16 protein-coding genes and 1 other annotated feature are annotated in these 18,317 nt (G+C 38.3%); of the genes, 9 read left to right on the top strand and 7 right to left on the bottom strand.

Translation table 11 applies throughout. The features are described 5' to 3' along the window. Positions 1–83 precede the first annotated feature (83 nt). Positions 84–296, bottom strand: coding sequence for a hypothetical protein (locus tag KS419_RS23355; RefSeq protein WP_217069459.1), 213 nt, complete (start codon positions 294–296; stop codon positions 84–86). Between the two features lie 188 nt (positions 297–484). Then, complete coding sequence (locus tag KS419_RS23350; protein WP_217069458.1) at positions 485–1,600, bottom strand: aminopeptidase; 1,116 nt, start codon at positions 1,598–1,600, stop codon at positions 485–487. Positions 1,601–1,826: 226 nt separating this feature from the next. On the opposite strand from KS419_RS23350, the gene KS419_RS23345 reads away from it, so the two are divergent. From KS419_RS23345 to ytxJ, 3 genes are read left to right on the top strand one after another with little or no spacing between them, the layout of a single operon-like run. Beyond that, complete coding sequence (locus KS419_RS23345; protein ID WP_217069456.1) at positions 1,827–2,270, top strand: DUF948 domain-containing protein; 444 nt, start codon at positions 1,827–1,829, stop codon at positions 2,268–2,270. Positions 2,271–2,292: 22 nt separating this feature from the next. Next, entirely contained in the window at positions 2,293–2,766 is a 474-nt protein-coding gene (locus tag KS419_RS23340) for a YtxH domain-containing protein (protein ID WP_217069455.1), read from the top strand. Positions 2,767–2,783: 17 nt separating this feature from the next. After that, the gene (ytxJ, locus tag KS419_RS23335; protein WP_217069453.1) at positions 2,784–3,113 is read left to right on the top strand and encodes a bacillithiol system redox-active protein YtxJ; all 330 of its coding nucleotides are present in this window, start codon (positions 2,784–2,786) and stop codon (positions 3,111–3,113) included. Between the two features lie 503 nt (positions 3,114–3,616). On the opposite strand, the gene pilM is transcribed toward ytxJ, so the two are convergent. After that, positions 3,617–5,779 carry a pilus assembly protein PilM gene (gene pilM / locus KS419_RS23330; protein ID WP_343215112.1) on the bottom strand — a complete coding sequence of 721 codons (2,163 nt, stop codon included), beginning with the start codon at positions 5,777–5,779 and terminating at the stop codon, positions 3,617–3,619. Positions 5,780–6,012: 233 nt separating this feature from the next. Here pilM and KS419_RS23325 point away from each other — a divergent pair, with 233 nt between their 5' ends. The 5 genes from KS419_RS23325 (at position 6,013) to KS419_RS23305 (ending at position 10,827) form a co-directional block, all read left to right on the top strand. Next, the gene (locus KS419_RS23325; RefSeq protein WP_217069449.1) at positions 6,013–7,113 is read left to right on the top strand and encodes a bifunctional 3-deoxy-7-phosphoheptulonate synthase/chorismate mutase; all 1,101 of its coding nucleotides are present in this window, start codon (positions 6,013–6,015) and stop codon (positions 7,111–7,113) included. 257 nt (positions 7,114–7,370) lie between these two features. Further along, positions 7,371–8,372, top strand: coding sequence for a catabolite control protein A (ccpA, locus tag KS419_RS23320; protein WP_217069447.1), 1,002 nt, complete (start codon positions 7,371–7,373; stop codon positions 8,370–8,372). 73 nt (positions 8,373–8,445) lie between these two features. Next, positions 8,446–9,252, top strand: coding sequence for a flagellar motor protein MotP (gene motP / locus KS419_RS23315; RefSeq protein WP_217069445.1), 807 nt, complete (start codon positions 8,446–8,448; stop codon positions 9,250–9,252). Beyond that, positions 9,245–10,027, top strand: a complete 783-nt coding sequence (motS, locus tag KS419_RS23310; protein ID WP_217069443.1) for a flagellar motor protein MotS — start codon at positions 9,245–9,247, stop codon at positions 10,025–10,027. The genes motP and motS overlap by 8 nt, the downstream gene beginning before the upstream one ends. 47 nt (positions 10,028–10,074) lie before the next feature. Beyond that, positions 10,075–10,827, top strand: coding sequence for a 5'-methylthioadenosine/adenosylhomocysteine nucleosidase (locus KS419_RS23305; protein WP_246594656.1), 753 nt, complete (start codon positions 10,075–10,077; stop codon positions 10,825–10,827). Between the two features lie 128 nt (positions 10,828–10,955). Here KS419_RS23305 and KS419_RS23300 read toward each other — a convergent pair whose 3' ends face one another. The 4 genes from KS419_RS23300 to KS419_RS23285 all read right to left on the bottom strand — a co-directional run bounded on the left by KS419_RS23300 (position 10,956) and on the right by KS419_RS23285 (position 16,535). After that, positions 10,956–12,119 carry an acetoin utilization protein AcuC gene (locus KS419_RS23300; protein ID WP_217069442.1) on the bottom strand — a complete coding sequence of 388 codons (1,164 nt, stop codon included), beginning with the start codon at positions 12,117–12,119 and terminating at the stop codon, positions 10,956–10,958. Further along, on the bottom strand, positions 12,116–12,757 hold the full coding sequence (locus KS419_RS23295) for an acetoin utilization AcuB family protein (protein WP_217069440.1): 642 nt from the start codon (positions 12,755–12,757) through the stop codon (positions 12,116–12,118). The genes KS419_RS23300 and KS419_RS23295 overlap by 4 nt, the downstream gene beginning before the upstream one ends. 21 nt (positions 12,758–12,778) lie before the next feature. Then, entirely contained in the window at positions 12,779–13,408 is a 630-nt protein-coding gene (locus KS419_RS23290) for a GNAT family N-acetyltransferase (protein ID WP_217069438.1), read from the bottom strand. A gap of 193 nt (positions 13,409–13,601) precedes the next feature. Then, positions 13,602–16,535 (bottom strand): transglycosylase domain-containing protein, encoded by a 2,934-nt coding sequence (locus tag KS419_RS23285; RefSeq protein ID WP_217069437.1) that lies wholly within the window; start codon positions 16,533–16,535, stop codon positions 13,602–13,604. A gap of 175 nt (positions 16,536–16,710) precedes the next feature. After that, positions 16,711–16,921, top strand: a binding site (T-box leader). 56 nt (positions 16,922–16,977) lie between these two features. On the opposite strand from KS419_RS23285, the gene tyrS reads away from it, so the two are divergent. Then, positions 16,978–18,249 carry a tyrosine--tRNA ligase gene (gene tyrS / locus KS419_RS23280; RefSeq protein WP_217069461.1) on the top strand — a complete coding sequence of 424 codons (1,272 nt, stop codon included), beginning with the start codon at positions 16,978–16,980 and terminating at the stop codon, positions 18,247–18,249. Positions 18,250–18,317: the final 68 nt, after the last annotated feature.

The raw sequence follows: 18,317 nt of genomic DNA, 5'->3' as shown, positions 1-18,317 counted from the left end.
ACAACTTGAGCCATCTTCCGACCGAAATCCTTCACGGCCTCCCTGTTCGGGAACAACTTGAGGCATCTTCTGACCGAAATCCTTCACGGCCTCCCCGACAAAACCGTGTCTGCGGGGTCTTCACCTCGCTTTCCTGTCTCTTCCTCTAAAAGCATTGCTCTGTAGCTTATCCGTCCATCGGGCAAAACGTCACGTCCTGTGACATGCCCGATATTAGGACATCCTGTCCGTCCATCGGGCAAAACGCCACGTCCTGTGGCACGCCCGATATTAGGACATCCTGTCCGTCGAGCCAACTCGTTGCTGATTCAAGGGGATTTGCTCGTCGCTGGAGTCGCGGCCTTACACTTCTCCAAGCTTTTCTCAAAAAGCATCAAAGTTTACAAAATAAGGCTTTTTAAAGATACAAATGTATAAGATTTGGCAACATCTTTCAATATTATCCTCTGACAAAGCCTTAAACTTCGGATAGGTCAGCAAGTTTCTATTTTAGGTTTTCGGGGTTTAACATTTTAAGATCATCTACCACAAACCGGCCATTTTCACGAATTAGTTCATCGTCAAAATAAATATTTCCTCCGCCATATTCAGGACGCTGAATATTAACGATATCCCAATGAATAGCAGAGTCATTGCCATTATAAGCATTTTCATAGGCTTGACCAGGAGTGAAGTGGAAACTACCGTCAATCTTTTCATCAAATAAAATGTCCTGCATTGGATGGAGAATGTATGGGTTAACGCCAATTGCAAACTCCCCAATGTATCTTGCCCCTTCGTCAGTATTTAAAATGGCATTTATTTTTTCGTTATTATTTGAATTAGCTTGAATTATTTTTCCGTTTTCAAAGGTGAATTGAATATTCTCAAATGTAAAACCTTGATAAGGAGATGAAGTATTATACGTGATTGTTCCGTTTATGGATTCCTTAACAGGTGCCGTATACACTTCCCCATCTGGGATATTTAATCGCCCGGCACATTTGATAGCTGGAATATCTTTAATAGAAAAAGTAAGGTCAGTACCTTCTCCGGTAATCCTGACTTTATCTGTCCGGTTCATTCTATCTACTAAAGCATCCATCGCTTTATCCATTTTGCTGTAATCAAGATTACAAACATTAAAGTAGAAATCTTCAAAACCTGCAGTACTCATTTTAGCTAACTGAGCCATGGAAGAACTTGGATATCGAAGGACAACCCATTTTGTTTTAGGTACTCGAATTTCCCGGTGAACCACTGTACCTACCGTTTTTTGATGTAAAGCCATTTGGTCATCAGGAACATCGGATAACTCATTAATATTATCACCGGCACGCAAACCTATGTATGCATCCATTTGCTTCATGACAAACGCTTCAAACTCAGCTGTTAATTCCTGCTGTTCTTTCGTAGCACCAATTAATAAGGATCGGTTTACTTCATGCTCTTTTAGGGAAACAAATGGATGACCACCTGCATTATATGTCTCTTCCACTAGAGCGTTGACAAGTTCTTTCTGAATACCGAAATTCTCAATAAGGATCTTTTCACCTTTTTGTAGATTAACGGAATAGTTGATTAAATTTTTGGCTAATGTTTGAATACGAGGATCTCTCATTTTAATTTCCTCCTAAAAGAAATGTTTAGACAATCTAATTATTATTTTACACATTTTTTTCACCGGATACTAGTAGACATTTGGTGCAATTAAATAGCAGGAATTCTTAAAAAATTGTAGAATGGTGTTAGGTAGATAAAAGAATACATGAAGTTTAATTGCTATCTCGTCTATATTTGCAGAAAATCATTTTATAACTACAATAGACTTGAGGAGGTGTAAGTTAATGCATAATTTATTGTATATAAGTGTGGCAATAATTGCTGTTGCCTTTGCATTTTTAGTGTATTATTTAATTAAGACATTAATTTCCATGAAAAAGACAATGGATAATCTGGGAACAACAGTAGAGGATTTACAAAAACAAATTGATGGTATATCTCAAGAATCTACCCAATTATTACATAAGACGAACCGATTAGCAGATGATATACAGCAGAAATCAGATGCCCTAAATTCCATCTTCAGTGCTGCTAAAGATTTAGGAGATTCCTTACAAAGGTTAAATAGATCTGTGAAACGAGTTTCTGATACTGTATCGCAAACAGCGGATCAAAAATCAGAACAAGTTGCGCAAGCTGTTCAATGGGGTAATGCTGCGATGGACTTATGGCAAAAGTGGAAAGAGAAGAAAAGGTTAAGAGAAAATAAGAAAGAAGATAAAAAATAATATACGAAAGGTTGGGAATATCATGGGCGAGAATAATAACAACGGCATGAATACGAAGGACTTTTTTATCGGTACTTTAATCGGGGGCTTTGTTGGGGCTGCTGCAGCACTTTTATTTGCACCTAAGTCCGGAAAAGAACTACGTCATGATATTAATGAACAAGCAAAAGTAGCAAAGGAATTTACAGCTGATTGGACAAATACTGCTGTGGAAAAGGGAAATCAAATTGCTACTTCTGCGAAGGAAGGTACGACCAATTTTGCCCGTTCTGTTTCAGACCAATCCAACACCTTACTTGAGAAGGTAAAAGATTTGGCTACTTCAGTTCGCAAAGATATGGCTGAGCTAACGGAATCGGCAGATAGCTTAACGGACGACTTAGAAGGAATTAGTGAAGAGATAGCGGCTTCTGTAAAAAAAGAAGTGGAAGATTTACAACGGTCTGTGGAAGAATTAGTAAGGGAAGTAGAAGAAAAGGAAAAAAATAAGGAATAGCAGATAAGGAGAAAAAAATGAGCTTCAAGAAAATTAGTCAACAAAAGGAACTTGAACAATTATTTAAGGACAATGAAAGATTTTTTCTATTAAAAAATAGCACAACATGTCCCATTAGTCATGAGGCATATAAGGAAACGGAAAATTTTGCTGAAGAAAACACGGATGTTCCTGTGTACTATTTAAATGTTCAAGAGGCAAGGCCATTATCAAATTATATTGCAGAGAAATTCCAAATCAAACATGAATCTCCACAGGCAATTCTTTTTGAAAATGAAAAGGTAACTTGGCATGATTCCCATTGGAGGGTAACAAAAGATAGTTTGAAGAGTTCCTATAAGAAATAATTAAATGGTCTCCCAGCAACATTTTCTGAGGGCACTGAAATTAAAACAACTTTTTCAGTGCCCTCGTATTTGCTATTGGGGGACCTTATTAGAAAGATAAAATGTATAAGGTTTGGCAGCTTCGGGCTTGTCTAGCACAAGCGCCTACTCGCTACGGGGCACTTCGGAAGTGACAACCGAAGTCAAAGAGCGACTTCAAGTTGTCATTCCTCCACTGCCCTACGCTCGTGACCATAGGCGCTTGTGCTTTTCATTGTCTAGCACAAGCGCCTACTCGCTGCGGGGCACTTCGGAAGTGACAACTGAAGTCAAAGAGCGACTTCAAGTTGTCATTCCTCCACTGCCCTACGCTCGTGACCATAGGCGCTTGTGCTTTTCATTGTCTAGCACAAGCGCCTACTCGCTACGGGGCACTTCGGAAGTGACAACCGAAGTCAAAGAGCGACTTCAAGTTGTCATTCCTCCACTGCCCTACGCTCGTGACCATAGGCGCTTGTGCTTTTCTATCTACTTACCCATTTTAATGCTAAGTTATCTCCATGTTCAATCGTTGCCGAGAAAGTTGTTTCCTCTTCGTTTCTCAAAATAAGCGGCCGTTTATTTAAGGTATTAGGACGTTCCACTGTGACAACAGCAAAGACATCTTGGAAAATAAATGGCGTTGCTTCTTTTTTTATAACAGTTAAATTATCACCATTGAAAATTTGGGAACTGAAAGATAGTTTTTCTTCACCTCGAAGAACCTTTACGACATCTTTTACTAACTGTACTTTTTCACCGTTAAAAGCTACTTCAATTTTTGTCTCATAAACTAAATCACTTCCGAGAATGTCTTTAACAAGATAACACTCTTTTTTCCCCTCACTATATTCAATATAATCTCCGTTATGGACAGGGGATTCAGAAGTTGCACTTTGTCCGTTAAGTGTTAATTGTGGAGTGGTAGTCAACACCTTTTCTACCCCGTTTATATAAATACGGAGTAGGTTAATTTCTTCCTGAGTAAGAGTGACATGTAATTGTTTGAAAACATCTTTAATTGTTTTAGGGAATTGGATCTCTACAGTATCCCTGTCCTCCAACAAGGTAGTAGGTGAAGTGAGTTTACCATTTTTATAAAGCACAGGTTCAATTTCGTATTCTGATTCATTAAAAAATATTTTAAGGGAACTTGAATCATCTAACAGGTCCCGAATAGTTGCTTCTCCATTTTCCCCATCATTTCCTGAAACCACTTCTATGACGTCGCCATGACTAATTTGTTCACTTAAGTCCGCTAGCTTTCCATTCCTTTTAATAACAGGTGCTGATCCATGCTGGCCAGGTATAGTCACAACTCTTCCGTTTACTTTCACCATTTTGGCTAAGCCTGGTTTTCCGTACAGAGTTGATATATCTAATCCACTCGTAAGAAGACCGTCCCCAATTGTTAATTCTTTTATATCAAACAGACGGACTGGTTTCTCGTTAACCAAAATACTAATATACTGTACAGGACTTTCTTTTGCAGCAATGGCAATTCCGATAGGGGTAACTAATTCAGGTGTTGATTCGATTTTTTGTGCAAATGTAAGTCCTTGTATAGCATCAATTCCCCTGATGGCAACCCGGTTAGGGGGGAGATTTAAATAAGATGCTAATTTTTCAGGTAGTTTTGGGGTCATACTTCCTCCACCCACAAGCATTACTGCCTTCGGATAATTTCCATTAAGCTGGAGTATCTCTTCGCTTATTTTTTTAGCCAGATCGTCAATCGAAGAGTCTATTTGTTGAACTACTTCCTCACGGGAATACTCCGTCTCAAATCCAAGGATATCTGTTAAAGTAACATTGTTATGTAAGGATAAATCCCGTTTTAACTGCTCAGCATCTGGAAAGTCGAGAAGAAATTGATCACTAATCGCTTCCGTAATTTCATCCCCGGCTACCGGGACCATTCCGTATGCTACAACCGTCCCTGAATTAGTTATGGCAATATCTGATGTCCCTGCACCAATATCCACCAGTGCCACATTTAATCTCCTCATGGAAGGGGGAATAAGGACATGGATTGCAGCAATGGGTTCTAGTGTGAGTGCTTCTAATTCAAGATCCGCCTTTTGTAGTGCTGTAATTAAGGACTCTACCACTATTCTCGGTAAAAATGTGGCAATTACTTCTACGGCAGCTATTTCCCCGTGTTGTTCAACCAAACTACCTATTTTTTCTCCATCAATCTGATATTCTACAACTGAGTATCCTACGCAATAATCAGTTGTTTTGTGTTTATTATCATCATTATTCTGTGAGAGGAGAAACTGAGCTTGTTGAACTGCGCTAAGTTCGAGATGAAAAACTGCTTGTTGGTCAAAAATTGGATTACCTTTAATATTCAATTCTACTCTTGCCCGTTGTGTCTTTAATGAACGACCGGCGGCAGCAACACATACTTTCTGCAAAGGTCCGTGACTTTGCTCCAATTGTCGTTTCACATTTTTTATCACAGAGGAAACGGCGATGACATTGTGTATCTGTCCGTCTAACATGGAACGTTCAAGATGTTCCTCACGTACAATATCAACAACACGGTATTCCTTGTTTTTATGTAAGATTAATCCGACGACGGTCCTTGTTCCAATATCTAAAGCAAAAATTGGCAGGTCATTATTATTTTTCAAGTAATTCACCTCAATTCAAGGGAAGTTATAGTTTATTTTTATTATACAGCATGGGGTTGAGACTTGCTGAAAAATGTCATATATAGCAATAAAGTGTCAATTAATACACCAAAATACTTTAACACTTAAAAGCGTTTAATTATTAAAGGAAAACCCGTGACATTATGTCAATCATCGTATATAATAGTCCGTAACCAATAAGATAATGGTAGAAAGTATGAAGGTAACGGGAGGAATTTTAAATGGGTAATGAACAACTGGAAGAATTGAGAAAGCAGTTGGATGAGGTAAACATGCAACTGATGGACTTAATTAATGAACGTGCCAGACTTGTACAAGAAATTGGCAAAGTAAAGAGTTCACAGGGGATCAATAGATTTGACCCTGTTAGAGAAAGAAAAATGCTCAACTTAATTGCGGAAAACAATAAGGGACCATTCGAAACTGGTACATTGCAACACATTTTTAAACAAATTTTCAAAGCTAGTTTGGAATTACAAGAGGATGATCATCGAAAAGCTCTTTTAGTTTCCAGAAAAAAACATCCGGAAGATACTATTGTTTCCATAAAGGGAGAGACTGTGGGAGATGGAAAACAACGGTTAATTGCGGGGCCATGTTCTGTAGAGAGTTATGAACAAGTGGAAGAAGTGGCGAAAGCATTAAAATACCAAGGAATCAAATTTATCCGTGGCGGTGCCTTCAAACCACGTACTTCTCCATATGACTTTCAAGGATTGGGAGAAGAAGGTCTGAAAATATTAAAAGATGTTGCCAAAAAGTATGACCTTGCAGTTATTAGTGAGATTGTCAGTCCTCAGGATATAGAGATGGCAGTGGATTATGTGGATGTCATTCAAATTGGAGCAAGAAACATGCAGAATTTTGAGTTACTCAAAGCTGCAGGTAGTGTCAATAAACCAGTCCTTCTAAAACGAGGGTTGGCAGCTACCATTGAAGAATTTATTAATGCAGCAGAATACATTCACTCAAAAGGAAACGGGAATATTATGCTTTGTGAACGTGGAATTAGAACGTATGAAAAAGCAACAAGGAACACTTTAGATATATCTGCTGTACCAATTCTAAAACAAGAAACTCATTTACCAGTTTGGGTTGATGTTACTCATTCTACTGGCCGCAGAGATTTATTATTACCAACGGCAAAGGCAGCATTGGCAATCGGAGCAGACGGGGTAATGGCTGAAGTGCATCCTGATCCTGCCGTAGCCCTATCTGATTCTGCTCAGCAGATGGATATCCCACAATTCCATGAATTTATTTCTAAGTTGGTGGATTCAGGACTCTACAAAAGGGAAAATGAAAAAATAAGTTCTAAATAAAATAAAATTAGCATGCTAATTTCGAAGCCCCCAATCTTTGTTGGGGGCTTTTTAGTATACTTAATCCTTTTTGAGATATTCTAAAAAAGAAAATAGTCCTATTTTATTAGAAAAAATTAATCATTAACTTAAGAATGTGGGGTAATATGTCGATATAAAAAGAAAGAATTTGCACCCCTCCTTAAAGTGTCGTATTATAACATTACATTATGAAAGTATGAAAACCATTAATTGTAAAAATAAAAGGAGGTTCATAAATGAATATTACAATTTATGATGTGGCACGGGAAGCGGGAGTTTCTATGGCAACTGTCTCCCGAGTGGTAAACGGAAACCCAAATGTGAAACCAACAACAAGGAAAAGAGTACTAGAGGCTATTGATCGGTTAGGGTACCGTCCAAATGCTGTTGCCAGAGGATTAGCGAGTAAGCGTACAACGACAGTTGGGGTAATTATTCCCGATATATCAAGCATCTTTTTCTCAGAACTGGCACGCGGGATTGAAGATATTGCAACGATGTATAAATATAATATCATCTTATGTAACTCTGATCAGAATAAAGAAAAAGAAATCCATTTAATTAATACACTTTTGGAAAAACAAGTGGATGGAATTGTCTTCATGGGTGGGGAAATCACAGAGGAACACAAAGAAACGTTCCAAAAGTCTCCTGTACCAATTGTTTTATCCGCAACAGTTGATAACAATAAGGAATTGCCTTCTGTAAATATTGATTATGCACAGGCATCCTACGATGCTACGATAGCTTTAATTGATCGTGGACATAAAAAAATTGCAATGCTTACAGGTACATTAGAAGATCCAATTAATGGTTACCAAAAGTTTGCCGGATACAAAAGGGCTTTAGAGGAAGCGGGGATAGAATTAAAAGACGATTTTGTTGTCATTGGGGATTATACTTATGATTCTGGTTTAGAGGCAATGGAGACATTAGCGGCTTTGGAGGACAAGCCTACAGCAATTTTTGCAGCAACGGATGAGATGGCTTTAGGTGTAATTCATGGGGCTCAGGATGCTGGTTTTAATGTGCCAGAGGATTTTGAAGTAATCGGATTTGATAATACTCGATTAGCTACAATGGTTCGTCCTACTTTAACTACTGTCGTTCAACCAATGTATGATATTGGGGCAGTTTCTATGAGACTTTTGACGAAGTATATGAATAAAGAGGAAGTAACAGATAATGTCGTATTGTTACCACACCGTATTGAGTTTAGGCAATCAACAAAAGAATAATTTTACATTCCTCCATTAATGGAAATGTAATTCTAAAAAAGAGATAAAATCATGCTGCCTTAGGGAGAGGACTATGAAGAAATTAGACCTGTTGACACCAATTGGGATATTTGTGGGATTAACAATGGTGATTCTTGCCATCTATATGAACGCAACTGGGGGAGGAATACAATTCTTCTTTCAATGGACGTCCGTCTTAATTGTACTTGGTGGCTTATTTGCTGCACTTTCTATTAATTTTTCCCTTCAGGATTTACGGCAATTACCTAAAGTATTTAAAGAAGCTTTCCGCACCAAAGAACACAATCTGGAGGACTTAATTCATACATTTGTGGACTTATCTACTAAAGCTAGAAGGGAAGGCTTATTAGCTTTGGAAGTGGGAATTGAGGAAGTGGATGACCCTTTTATAGTAAAAGGTGTACTCCTTGCAGTGGATGGAATTGAACCTGATATTATTAAGGATATTATGATGGCAGAAGTTGTTGCCATGGAGGAAAGACATCGCAAAGGTCGTCTTATTATTGAAAAAGCTGGTGAATATGCTCCAGCATGGGGAATGATTGGTACATTAGTTGGATTAGTACTAATGTTGCAAAACTTAAATGACCCTTCAACACTTGGTCCCAACATGGCAGTAGCACTCCTGACAACACTTTACGGGACATTATTAGCAAATCTTGTATTTATTCCAATGGGCAGTAAACTTGCTTTAAGTACAGAGGATGAAGTATTTGTAAAACAAATTATTGTTGAAGGTGTAATAGGTGTACAATCAGGACAAAATCCGAAAATCCTTGAAGAAAAACTAAGTGCTTTTATGCCAGGACAACGTAAAGAAAAGGAGAACGAGGAAATCGAGGAGAATGTAAATGATTAGAAGAAGAAGGCAGGAAAAAGTGGAAAAGGGTAGCCCAAAGTGGATGGTAACTTTTTCAGATATGATGACACTAATCTTAGTGTTTTTTATACTTCTTTTTTCCATGTCTATTGTTGATGGAGCGAAGTTTCGTGCTATTGCAGAGTCTTTCCAGGAACGTTCCAGTTTTGAATTCTACCCCTCTATTATTCCTTTTGAAAATCCTGCAGAAGACCGTGATCATCGACAAGATCCCTTTGATCAAGAAGCTGATCCATTTGAAAGTCACTTAGAAGGAAATGGAGAGCCTGATGAAATGGATCAGCAGTTAGATGAGTTGTTAGTGGAAGTAATCGAGTTTTTGCAGACCCACGAACTTCTAAACGAAATATCTGCCTCCCGTGATGATCGTGGCATTGTACTAGTTTTACAGGAACAAGTTCTGTTTGAGACAGGGAATGCAGAAATTATTCCAGAAGCCACCCCATTCTTAAACAAAGTAGGTACATTACTAGCAACAATTCCAAATATGGTTAAAGTAGAAGGGCATACAGATAGCCGGCCGATAAATACATTCCAATACCCATCTAACTGGGAATTGTCAGGGGCAAGGGCAAGCAGTGTCATTCGATATATCATCCAGGAAAATGATCTTGAGCCATCCAGATTTATTTCAGTTGGATATGGAGAAACTAGACCAGTGGCTCCTAATACAACAGAAGAAAATCTGCAAAAAAATCGACGTGTGGTTATTGTGATTTCAGATCCATCTTATGAAGGTGGAGAAGTATATTAATATCTTTTCTAGTATTTCCGGAGAAGAAAATCTCCGGAGTTTTATTTATGTTTTATAAACAGATAAACTTTTATCAAAAAAGGATGGGTGATATTTTTATGAAAGTGGGAATTATTGGTGCAATGAATGAAGAAATTGCATTTTTTAAAAAGGCTATGGCTGATTTAGAAGTAGTACAGAAAGGTTTACTCACTTTTTATTCCGGTACTTCGTATGGACATGATGTCGTCATAACAAAAAGTGGGGTTGGTAAAGTTAATGGAGCAATAGCTGCACAAATGCTTATTGATTTGTTCGATATAGAGGCGTTAATATTTACAGGTGTTGCGGGAGGAGTTAAAGAAGAATTGGATGTGGAAGATATAGTAATCTCCACTAGTTGTCAGCAACATGATATTGATGCAAGTCCACTTGGTTTTGAGAGGGGAACAATACCAATGTTTGAAGGCACATCTGATTTTCCAGCAGATGAACATTTAGTTAACATAGCTTACCAAGCTGCAATACATACAATGAATAAGGAATCAAAAGTTTTAAAAGGAAAGATTATCAGTGGAGATCAGTTTATTGCAGATAAGAACGTTGTAAAGGAGTTAGGAGATACCTTTGGTGGTATATGTGTGGAAATGGAGGGAGCAGCAGTTGCACAAGTTGCTCATTTTAATGCCATTCCATATGTAATAATTAGGTCAATATCAGATAAAGCCAATGGGGAAGCTCCCGTTAGTTTCGAGACTTTTGTGGAAAGAGCAGCTCAAACTTCTTCCAAAATAGTGGAGAGACTTTTAAATGAGCTATAAATTTGTAGTATCGAACGCTTGTAGTTGGAAGAGCAAGGGAGCTCGTATCACCTCGATCCGTTCATGGAGGGATAGAACTCCTGCTGAGCTTTCTATTGAGGGGTTCAACAACTCTCAATTGACGAACCTCAGGTAAGTGTTTCATAAATAGGCTTAAGTGCTTTTATTACAGTTCTTTCATTTTTAATGTTTATTTCCCCTTTCCTGGGAATCTTCTGATATATATCTTTATTATCAAACCAGGTTTTTGGGAGGGGAACTGGTGATTCTTTTTCCCATTTTTTGAGCCATTCTTTTGGAATTGGATTTTCAAGAAGGTCTGTTTGTCCTGTCATTTCAAGCCAAATTAGAGACCAAGCTCTAGGAACAACCCTCCAGATGTCATAGCCTCCACCTCCAACAGCAATCCACCTTCCCTCACAGTATTTATGAGCTAATTCGTGGGCTAATTTAGGGATTTGTTGATAAATGGACATCGTACCACATAAATGCGTAAGTGGGTCGTAACAATGGGCATCTACACCATTTTGCGTTAAAATGATATCCGGCTGAAAATATTCAACAATTTCCCGAAATGTTGTCTCATAGGATTCAAGGAAAGATTCGTCTTCGGTAAAAGCTTCTAAAGGTACATTGAAGGAATAGCCATTTCCTTCTCCATGTCCCCGTTCATTTACATTACCGGTACCAGGAAATAAAAATCTTCCACTTTCATGAAGAGAAAGGGTACAGACATTAGGGTCATTATAAAATGCCCATTGTACCCCATCACCATGATGTGCGTCCGTATCTACATACAATACTCTCGCCTTGTATTTCCTTCTCATGTATTCTATTGCAATGGAGCTGTCATTATAGATACAAAACCCAGAGGCTTTCCCTCGAAATCCGTGATGCAGTCCACCACCTAAATTTAACGTATGCTTATAGCCATGTTCAAAAATTAAGTCCACTGCAGATAACGTTCCCCCTACTAACCAAGCTGCTGCATCGTGCATCTTTGGAAAAATAGGGGTGTCTTCTGTACCAATTCCAAATGTAGTAGTATAGGAAGAGGGCTGGTATCCATCACTTGCTTTTTTAACAGCATCTATAAAGTCTTTATCGTGAATGAGAAGTAGTTCTTCATCCGTTGCCTTCCTGGCGGGAAAAATCATTTGTTTATTCAAGGCATTTATTTCCATTAACAAATCATTTGTCAGGAGAAGCCGTTTTTGATTAAAGGGATGTTCGTCACTAAATTTATAATATAGTTGCTCAGGTGAATAAATAAAAGCGGCTTCATTTTTCATATATTCATCTCCAAATTCGATGGCCAAAGAACCCTGTATCCGCTAGATATTATCGCCTGTGTTAATGGTCTGATATCCATTGCCTGGACACGAAAAACTAATATTTTTTTTGAAATGTTAGTTGCCGGATAAACAAGTGCACTGTGAATATTAATATTATGCTCTTTAATTATTTGTGCCACATTCGATAACATTCCACTTTTATTTTCCACTTCCACTTCTAAGCGGGAAGAGGGAAGGTCAGCCCCCGTTAACTTCACTAATGTATATAATAAATCAGTTTCCGTAATGATTCCGATAATCTTACCATTATCTTCAATAGGAAGGCAGCTAATTTGATTTTCTGTCATAGTATTTGCAGCATCTTCTACAAAATCACCTGCAAACGCTGTCAAAACATCAGTAATCATAATTTTTTCTATTGGAAGGTCAAGGTGACCCTCAGATTTTTTATCAAAAATAGACGGGCTTGCATCTCTTAAATCCCGATCTGAAATAATTCCTACAATTTCTTTATTGTCATTTACCACGGGAAGATGCCGTATACGATTTCGTTCCATTTTTTGAAGAGCATCGCTAATAGTAGAACTGGGACTTGTTACGATTACATCCCGAACCATAATGTCTTTAATAATCAAAAGTATCTCCTCCTTACCAGTTTATAACATATACTTATGCTTAAAGCGTACTCTATTAAATTCATGAACAGCATCAGGTGATACCCTGTTACCTATTCTGGCCATTAAACAGTTGGCTGGATGGGAACAAATTTCTGGATCATCTGTGGCATACCATTCTAATCCGCCTGATTTCATTACTTTAGCCATCACATCTCGGTACTCCCAAATGGATAAACCTGTTCCTCTTAAATCCCAATGCCAATAATATTCTGTTGTAATGATAATATAATCCTCCATTGCATCGTCCATCATGGCGACTTTAAGGAGGTTTTTTGCCAGTTTATATCCTCGAAAATTAGCAGAGATTTCAATAGCCCCTAACTCTAATAAGTTCTCGAGATTGACTTCCGACCATCTTTCTAATTGATCGGGATAAAGGAAAATAGCGTAGCCCACTATGGTGTTCTCTTCTCTGGCGATAATTATACGACTCTCTTCCAGTTCGGCTACTTTTATTAATGCTTTGTGCTGCTGAACTGGTGGACGGAAAGCAACGAGACCAGTATCAAATTGATAGCTTTCAAAAGCTTCTTTAGTAATTGGACCCTCTACAATAAATGTTTTCCCGTTTGCCAGTTCCATGGAATGATAGGTTTTTAAATGCTTCATGGGCACCCACCTTTTATAGCAAGAACTTGTTTCTTTCACTATATCATATCAATAGAAAGATGTTGCATTTTCACAGAAAAAAGGAGACATAAACTGCCTAAAATCACAGTTTTTGTCTCCCGTTAGCCTCCCATAAATATGTGAAAACCAAATGGTATTATCAAAGATGAATTAACATTCAATATCTAAATATTTAATCATCTTCATTATCCCCGTTATCGTTCCCATTTCCGCTCCCGTTTCCATTCCCGTTGCCACCATTCCCATTGCCATTGTTGCCATTTCCGTTTCCATTGTCATCATCATCATCATCATCTTCTCTTGTAGCTTCTTCCTCTTCCCTTTGTCTTCTTTCTTCCTCTTCTCTTTGTCTTCTTTCTTCCTCTTCTCTTTCTGCTTCTTCAACAGGATCGATGTACTCTCCTAAAATGACAGGTTCACTTGGGGATGACTCCCGCCCGGCAACATCAACAGCAGTGACATGATAGGCTCCTTCAGGCCCCGAATAAGAAAACTCCTCATCCCATTTGACACTTGCTACGAGAGTAAAGTCTGCCCCCGCTTCAAAGGAATAGTATACACGGTAACCAATGACGTCCCCTTCATGGTGCTCATCCCACGAAATTGAATTATTAGATGCATTAAGGGAAGCTAACTCATCTGGTGTTTTTCCATTGTCAGGTGCTTCTTCATCTGGAATGAGTGTATCCCAATCTTCTGGAATAAACTCGGATATATCAACATCGTCACCAAAGTCAAAGTATTCCTCCTTAATAGAAACACCTTCGTTCGTAAACTCAAGTGGAGTTGTTTCAAGAGCTTTATAGTGCTCATCATCCACCCTAACATAGTTGACCCGTTCAAGACTGTCGTCTACTTCCGTAGGAACATATTTTGAATTGAAAAGATCCGTTGTTACAAAACCTGCTTCATAGCATAATTCTGAAGGGAGTTTACCTGAAATTCCACATATGGATTGCCTTACAATTCCGCCAGGTGACTCAAATTGACTGCTAGGTGCAATTAAATCAGGATTTATGTCATAAGTGGCATTTGCAATATTCGCCCATAACCTTTTTAAACGTCGGGAATAATCTCTGTCTAATGGTTCGTTATGACCATAACCAATCCACAAACTTAAAGTAACATTAGGGTTTGTTCCCACAAACCAATAATCACGATGCCCCTGTGAAGTCCCTGTTTTACCAGCCCAGTCTGTAGAGAATTTCAAATATCCAGGAATATCTGTTGCAGTACCGCCTGTCCCACGAAGAACATCTCTCATAATATCAATAACTAAATAACTTGTTTGTGGAGAAAATACTTCCACAGGTTCAGATTCGTGTTCGAATATAACCTCACCATTGGAATTTTCTATTCTTTCAATAAAATAACTTTCGATAAACTCTCCACCATTAGCAAAGGTAGTATAGGCTGCTGTATTTGCTTCCACACTCATTGCTAACGTCCCTAGAGGGGTGGAAGGATAAGGGTGTGGATCTTCATCAAGGAATCTTTGTAGATTATAGTTAACTAGTGCTTCCCTTTGATAATCTGTCGGTATTTTTTCAGCTTCTCTGACAGCAGGTGTGTTCCTAGAACGTACTAAGGCCTCCCTGATTGTCATTAATCCCATATATCCCCCTTCAAAGTTGGTAACAGCATCTCCGTTTGGGTAACTATAGGGAATATCTGGAGTGATGAACCCAGGTTGCAAGACGCCCATTTCAAAACCTAGTGCATAAGTAAGGAGAGGTTTCATTGTTGAGCCTGTTGGGCGGTCTGCTTGTGTTGCATGATTTAAATTTTCCAATCCATAGTCTCTTCCACCTACAAAACTGAGAATTCGTCCTGTTTTATTTTCAAGTAAAACAGATCCCGGTTGTTCAAGACGAAGCCGTTCCTCCTCTTCTCCAAATTCATTTGTGACTGTATCCTGTCGGGTTGAACCGAAACTGTCCTCATAGTCTTCAATAACCTGTTGATGTGCATCATAAATTTCCCTGTCAATGGTCGTATGGATTTTGTAACCATCACGATGTAATGATCGAATAGCTTCTTCCCTATATCGGAGTTGCAAAAGCTTTTTCTGTTCCTCATCTTCTATCTCATCGATGTTAATACCATCTTCCTCCATTAAGACAGTTGCCATAATATCCCTAGCCCGTCTCCGAACTTCATCTGTAATATAAGGGTAATCATCTAAACTATTTCTCGTTGGTGGAATTAGGTTTGCCCGAACATCATAAGCTAAAGCTTCCCGATGCTCCTGTTCTGTAATTAATTCAGCAGTGAGCATCCGATTTAAAACAGTTCTCATACGGTTCAGACCAGGATCCAAATTTTCTTTCACTTCTCCAGAGGAAGTAAAAGGAGTATAACCGAAAGGACTTTGTGGTAATCCGGCAATATAGGCTGCTTGAGGGAGAGACAAGTCTTTGGCATCGACTCCGAAGATCCCTTGTGCAGCTGCTTGAATACCAGCAATTTGCCGTCCAGAAGAATTCCTTCCAAAAAATACTACATTTAAGTAAGCTTCTAAGATTTCATCTTTTTCAAAGAAATTTTCAAGACGTAATGCCAGTAAAATTTCAGCTGCTTTTCGGTCATGAGTAACTTCACTTGTTAATATCTGATTTTTAATAAGCTGTTGAGTAAGTGTACTTCCGCCTGTTTGCATGGCAGCGTTTGAAAAATCTTGGTAAACTGCCCTAAATAAAGCTTTAGGTACAATCCCCTGGTGTTCGAAAAAATACTCATCTTCTGTGGCAATAACGGCATCAATAACATATTGGGAGATCTCATCAAGTGATATTTCACGCCGTTCTAAAGGACTTGGTAAATCTCCTAAATAATCATCATTGGCAAAGTAAATTTCTGTAGCTTCTTCATAATCATATATATCTCGTCTCATATCATCATAGCTACGAATTGGCTCGTCTTTGACAAGGGAGACAAAATATCCAGCCCCGGCACCGCCAACAAAAAATAGTAGCATAAATCCTAAAATAGTAAAAATTAAAAATAAGTTCCAAACGACGGATGAGGTAATTCTTACCCCTTTAAAAATAGTCTGTGGTTCTTTCCTGTTTAATAGTCTATTCAGAGAAAAGCGCTGTTTGCTCATAAGTTCATAACCTCCCAAAAAGTCATGAATATTATAGCATATTTCTTAAGATTTAATATAGTACAACCTATCATTTTGAAGGTTAAGGTTGACATTTTATCATAAGGAGAAGTATTATAATGAATAATAAAAATGTAGTGATATTTCGATTTGATTGTTTATCTACTGCTCGAATATTATAACGAAGAAAAGGAAAAAGTAGTTTTCGTCTCCCTGTTACAGAGAACCGGTGGTGCTGCGAACCGGTACAAAGACGCAAATGAATTACTTCCTCGGAGTGTTTCTTTGAAAAGAAGAACGTACATGAGGCGTTAACTCATTGGAGTGGAAAACTTGTATTATGGAGTTTTCAACCAGGGTGGTACCGCGATCAACTCGTCCCTAGTTTTAGGGGGGAGTTTTTTTGTTTTCTATATTTTCAAGTCTGGAAAGGATGAATGGGATGACATTGTTAGAGGATTTAAAATTTCGAGGGTTAGTAAACCAAATGACAGATGAAGAGGGATTGACTGAGTTATTAGAAAATGAATCTGTTACACTTTATTGTGGATTTGACCCCACGGGTGACAGTCTTCATATTGGACATCTATTGACTATTTTAATGTTGCGTCGATTTCAGCAGGCAGGACATAAGCCACTTGCCCTTGTTGGAGGGGCAACAGGACTAATTGGTGATCCAAGTGGCAAAAAGGCAGAAAGAACGTTAAATGAACAAAATGTGGTGGAAGAGTTCAGTAATAAAATTAAAGGACAGCTCTCCAGATTCTTAGATTTCGGAGGAACTGATGGGGCGAAACTAGTTAATAATTACGACTGGATCGGAACCATGTCTGTCATTGATTTTTTAAGGGATGTTGGAAAACATTTTGGTTTGAACTATATGTTGGCAAAGGATTCCGTTGAATCCAGAATCTCAAGTGGTATTTCATTTACCGAATTCAGTTACATGATCCTACAATCGTATGATTTTTACGAACTGTATAAAAAAGAAGGCTGTAAACTACAGATTGGGGGAAGTGACCAATGGGGTAATATTACTGCTGGTTTGGAACTCATTCGTAAAATGTCTGGGGTTGAGGAGGATGAACGACCAAAAGCATTTGGTTTTACGATTCCTTTAGTAACAAAAGCTGACGGGACAAAATTTGGTAAGACGGAAGGTGGGGCAGTTTGGCTTGATGCTGAAAAGACATCCCCTTATGAATTTTATCAATTTTTAATTAATACAGAAGATCAAGATGTTATTAAATTCACTAAATACTTTACGTTCCTGTCAAAAGATGAAATTGAATCCCTTGAAGTGGAGGTGGCAGAGCGTCCCCATGAAAGATTGGCACAAAAGCGCCTAGCACAAGAGTTAACAAAAATTGTTCATGGAGAAGCTGCTCTTAATCAAGCGGAAAACATTTCGGCTGCACTATTTGGTGGAGGAGACTTAAAAGGACTTACAGCTGATGAAGTGTTACAAGGCTTTAAAGATGTGCCTTCTTATTCAGCCAATGATGGGGATATTGGCTTAATTGAACTGTTAGTTAATGCAGGTATTTCACCATCAAAACGACAAGCTCGTGAGGATATCAAAAATGGTGCGGTATACGTTAATGGAGACCGCATTCAAGATCTGGAAAAGACTATTACAGAAGAAGATAAAATTGATGGGAAATTTACTATTATTCGACGCGGAAAGAAGAAGTTTTTCTTGATTAGATATTAATATAAGTTTTAACAAAGAGGCTGACCAAAATGTCAGCCTCTATTTAGCATTTATCTTATGTATTTATT

Origin of the sequence: Evansella tamaricis (assembly GCF_019042215.1) — a bacterium.
Classification (GTDB): domain Bacteria; phylum Bacillota; class Bacilli; order Bacillales; family Salisediminibacteriaceae; genus Evansella; species Evansella tamaricis.
The sequence above is the reverse complement of the archived record's forward strand: the minus strand, read 5'-3'. Positions and strand labels throughout refer to the sequence as shown.

Coding starts and splice junctions, on each gene's coding strand:
- KS419_RS23290 (WP_217069438.1), bottom strand. CDS start 13,408: ATGAAGCATTTAAAAACCTATCATTCCATGGAACTGGCAAACGGGAAA.
- KS419_RS23345 (WP_217069456.1), top strand. CDS start 1,827: ATGCATAATTTATTGTATATAAGTGTGGCAATAATTGCTGTTGCCTTT.
- ytxJ (WP_217069453.1), top strand. CDS start 2,784: ATGAGCTTCAAGAAAATTAGTCAACAAAAGGAACTTGAACAATTATTT.
- motP (WP_217069445.1), top strand. CDS start 8,446: ATGAAGAAATTAGACCTGTTGACACCAATTGGGATATTTGTGGGATTA.
- KS419_RS23340 (WP_217069455.1), top strand. CDS start 2,293: ATGGGCGAGAATAATAACAACGGCATGAATACGAAGGACTTTTTTATC.
- KS419_RS23285 (WP_217069437.1), bottom strand. CDS start 16,535: ATGAGCAAACAGCGCTTTTCTCTGAATAGACTATTAAACAGGAAAGAA.
- motS (WP_217069443.1), top strand. CDS start 9,245: ATGATTAGAAGAAGAAGGCAGGAAAAAGTGGAAAAGGGTAGCCCAAAG.
- KS419_RS23300 (WP_217069442.1), bottom strand. CDS start 12,119: ATGAAAAATGAAGCCGCTTTTATTTATTCACCTGAGCAACTATATTAT.
- ccpA (WP_217069447.1), top strand. CDS start 7,371: ATGAATATTACAATTTATGATGTGGCACGGGAAGCGGGAGTTTCTATG.
- KS419_RS23325 (WP_217069449.1), top strand. CDS start 6,013: ATGGGTAATGAACAACTGGAAGAATTGAGAAAGCAGTTGGATGAGGTA.
- KS419_RS23305 (WP_246594656.1), top strand. CDS start 10,075: ATGTTTTATAAACAGATAAACTTTTATCAAAAAAGGATGGGTGATATT.
- KS419_RS23350 (WP_217069458.1), bottom strand. CDS start 1,600: ATGAGAGATCCTCGTATTCAAACATTAGCCAAAAATTTAATCAACTAT.
- tyrS (WP_217069461.1), top strand. CDS start 16,978: ATGACATTGTTAGAGGATTTAAAATTTCGAGGGTTAGTAAACCAAATG.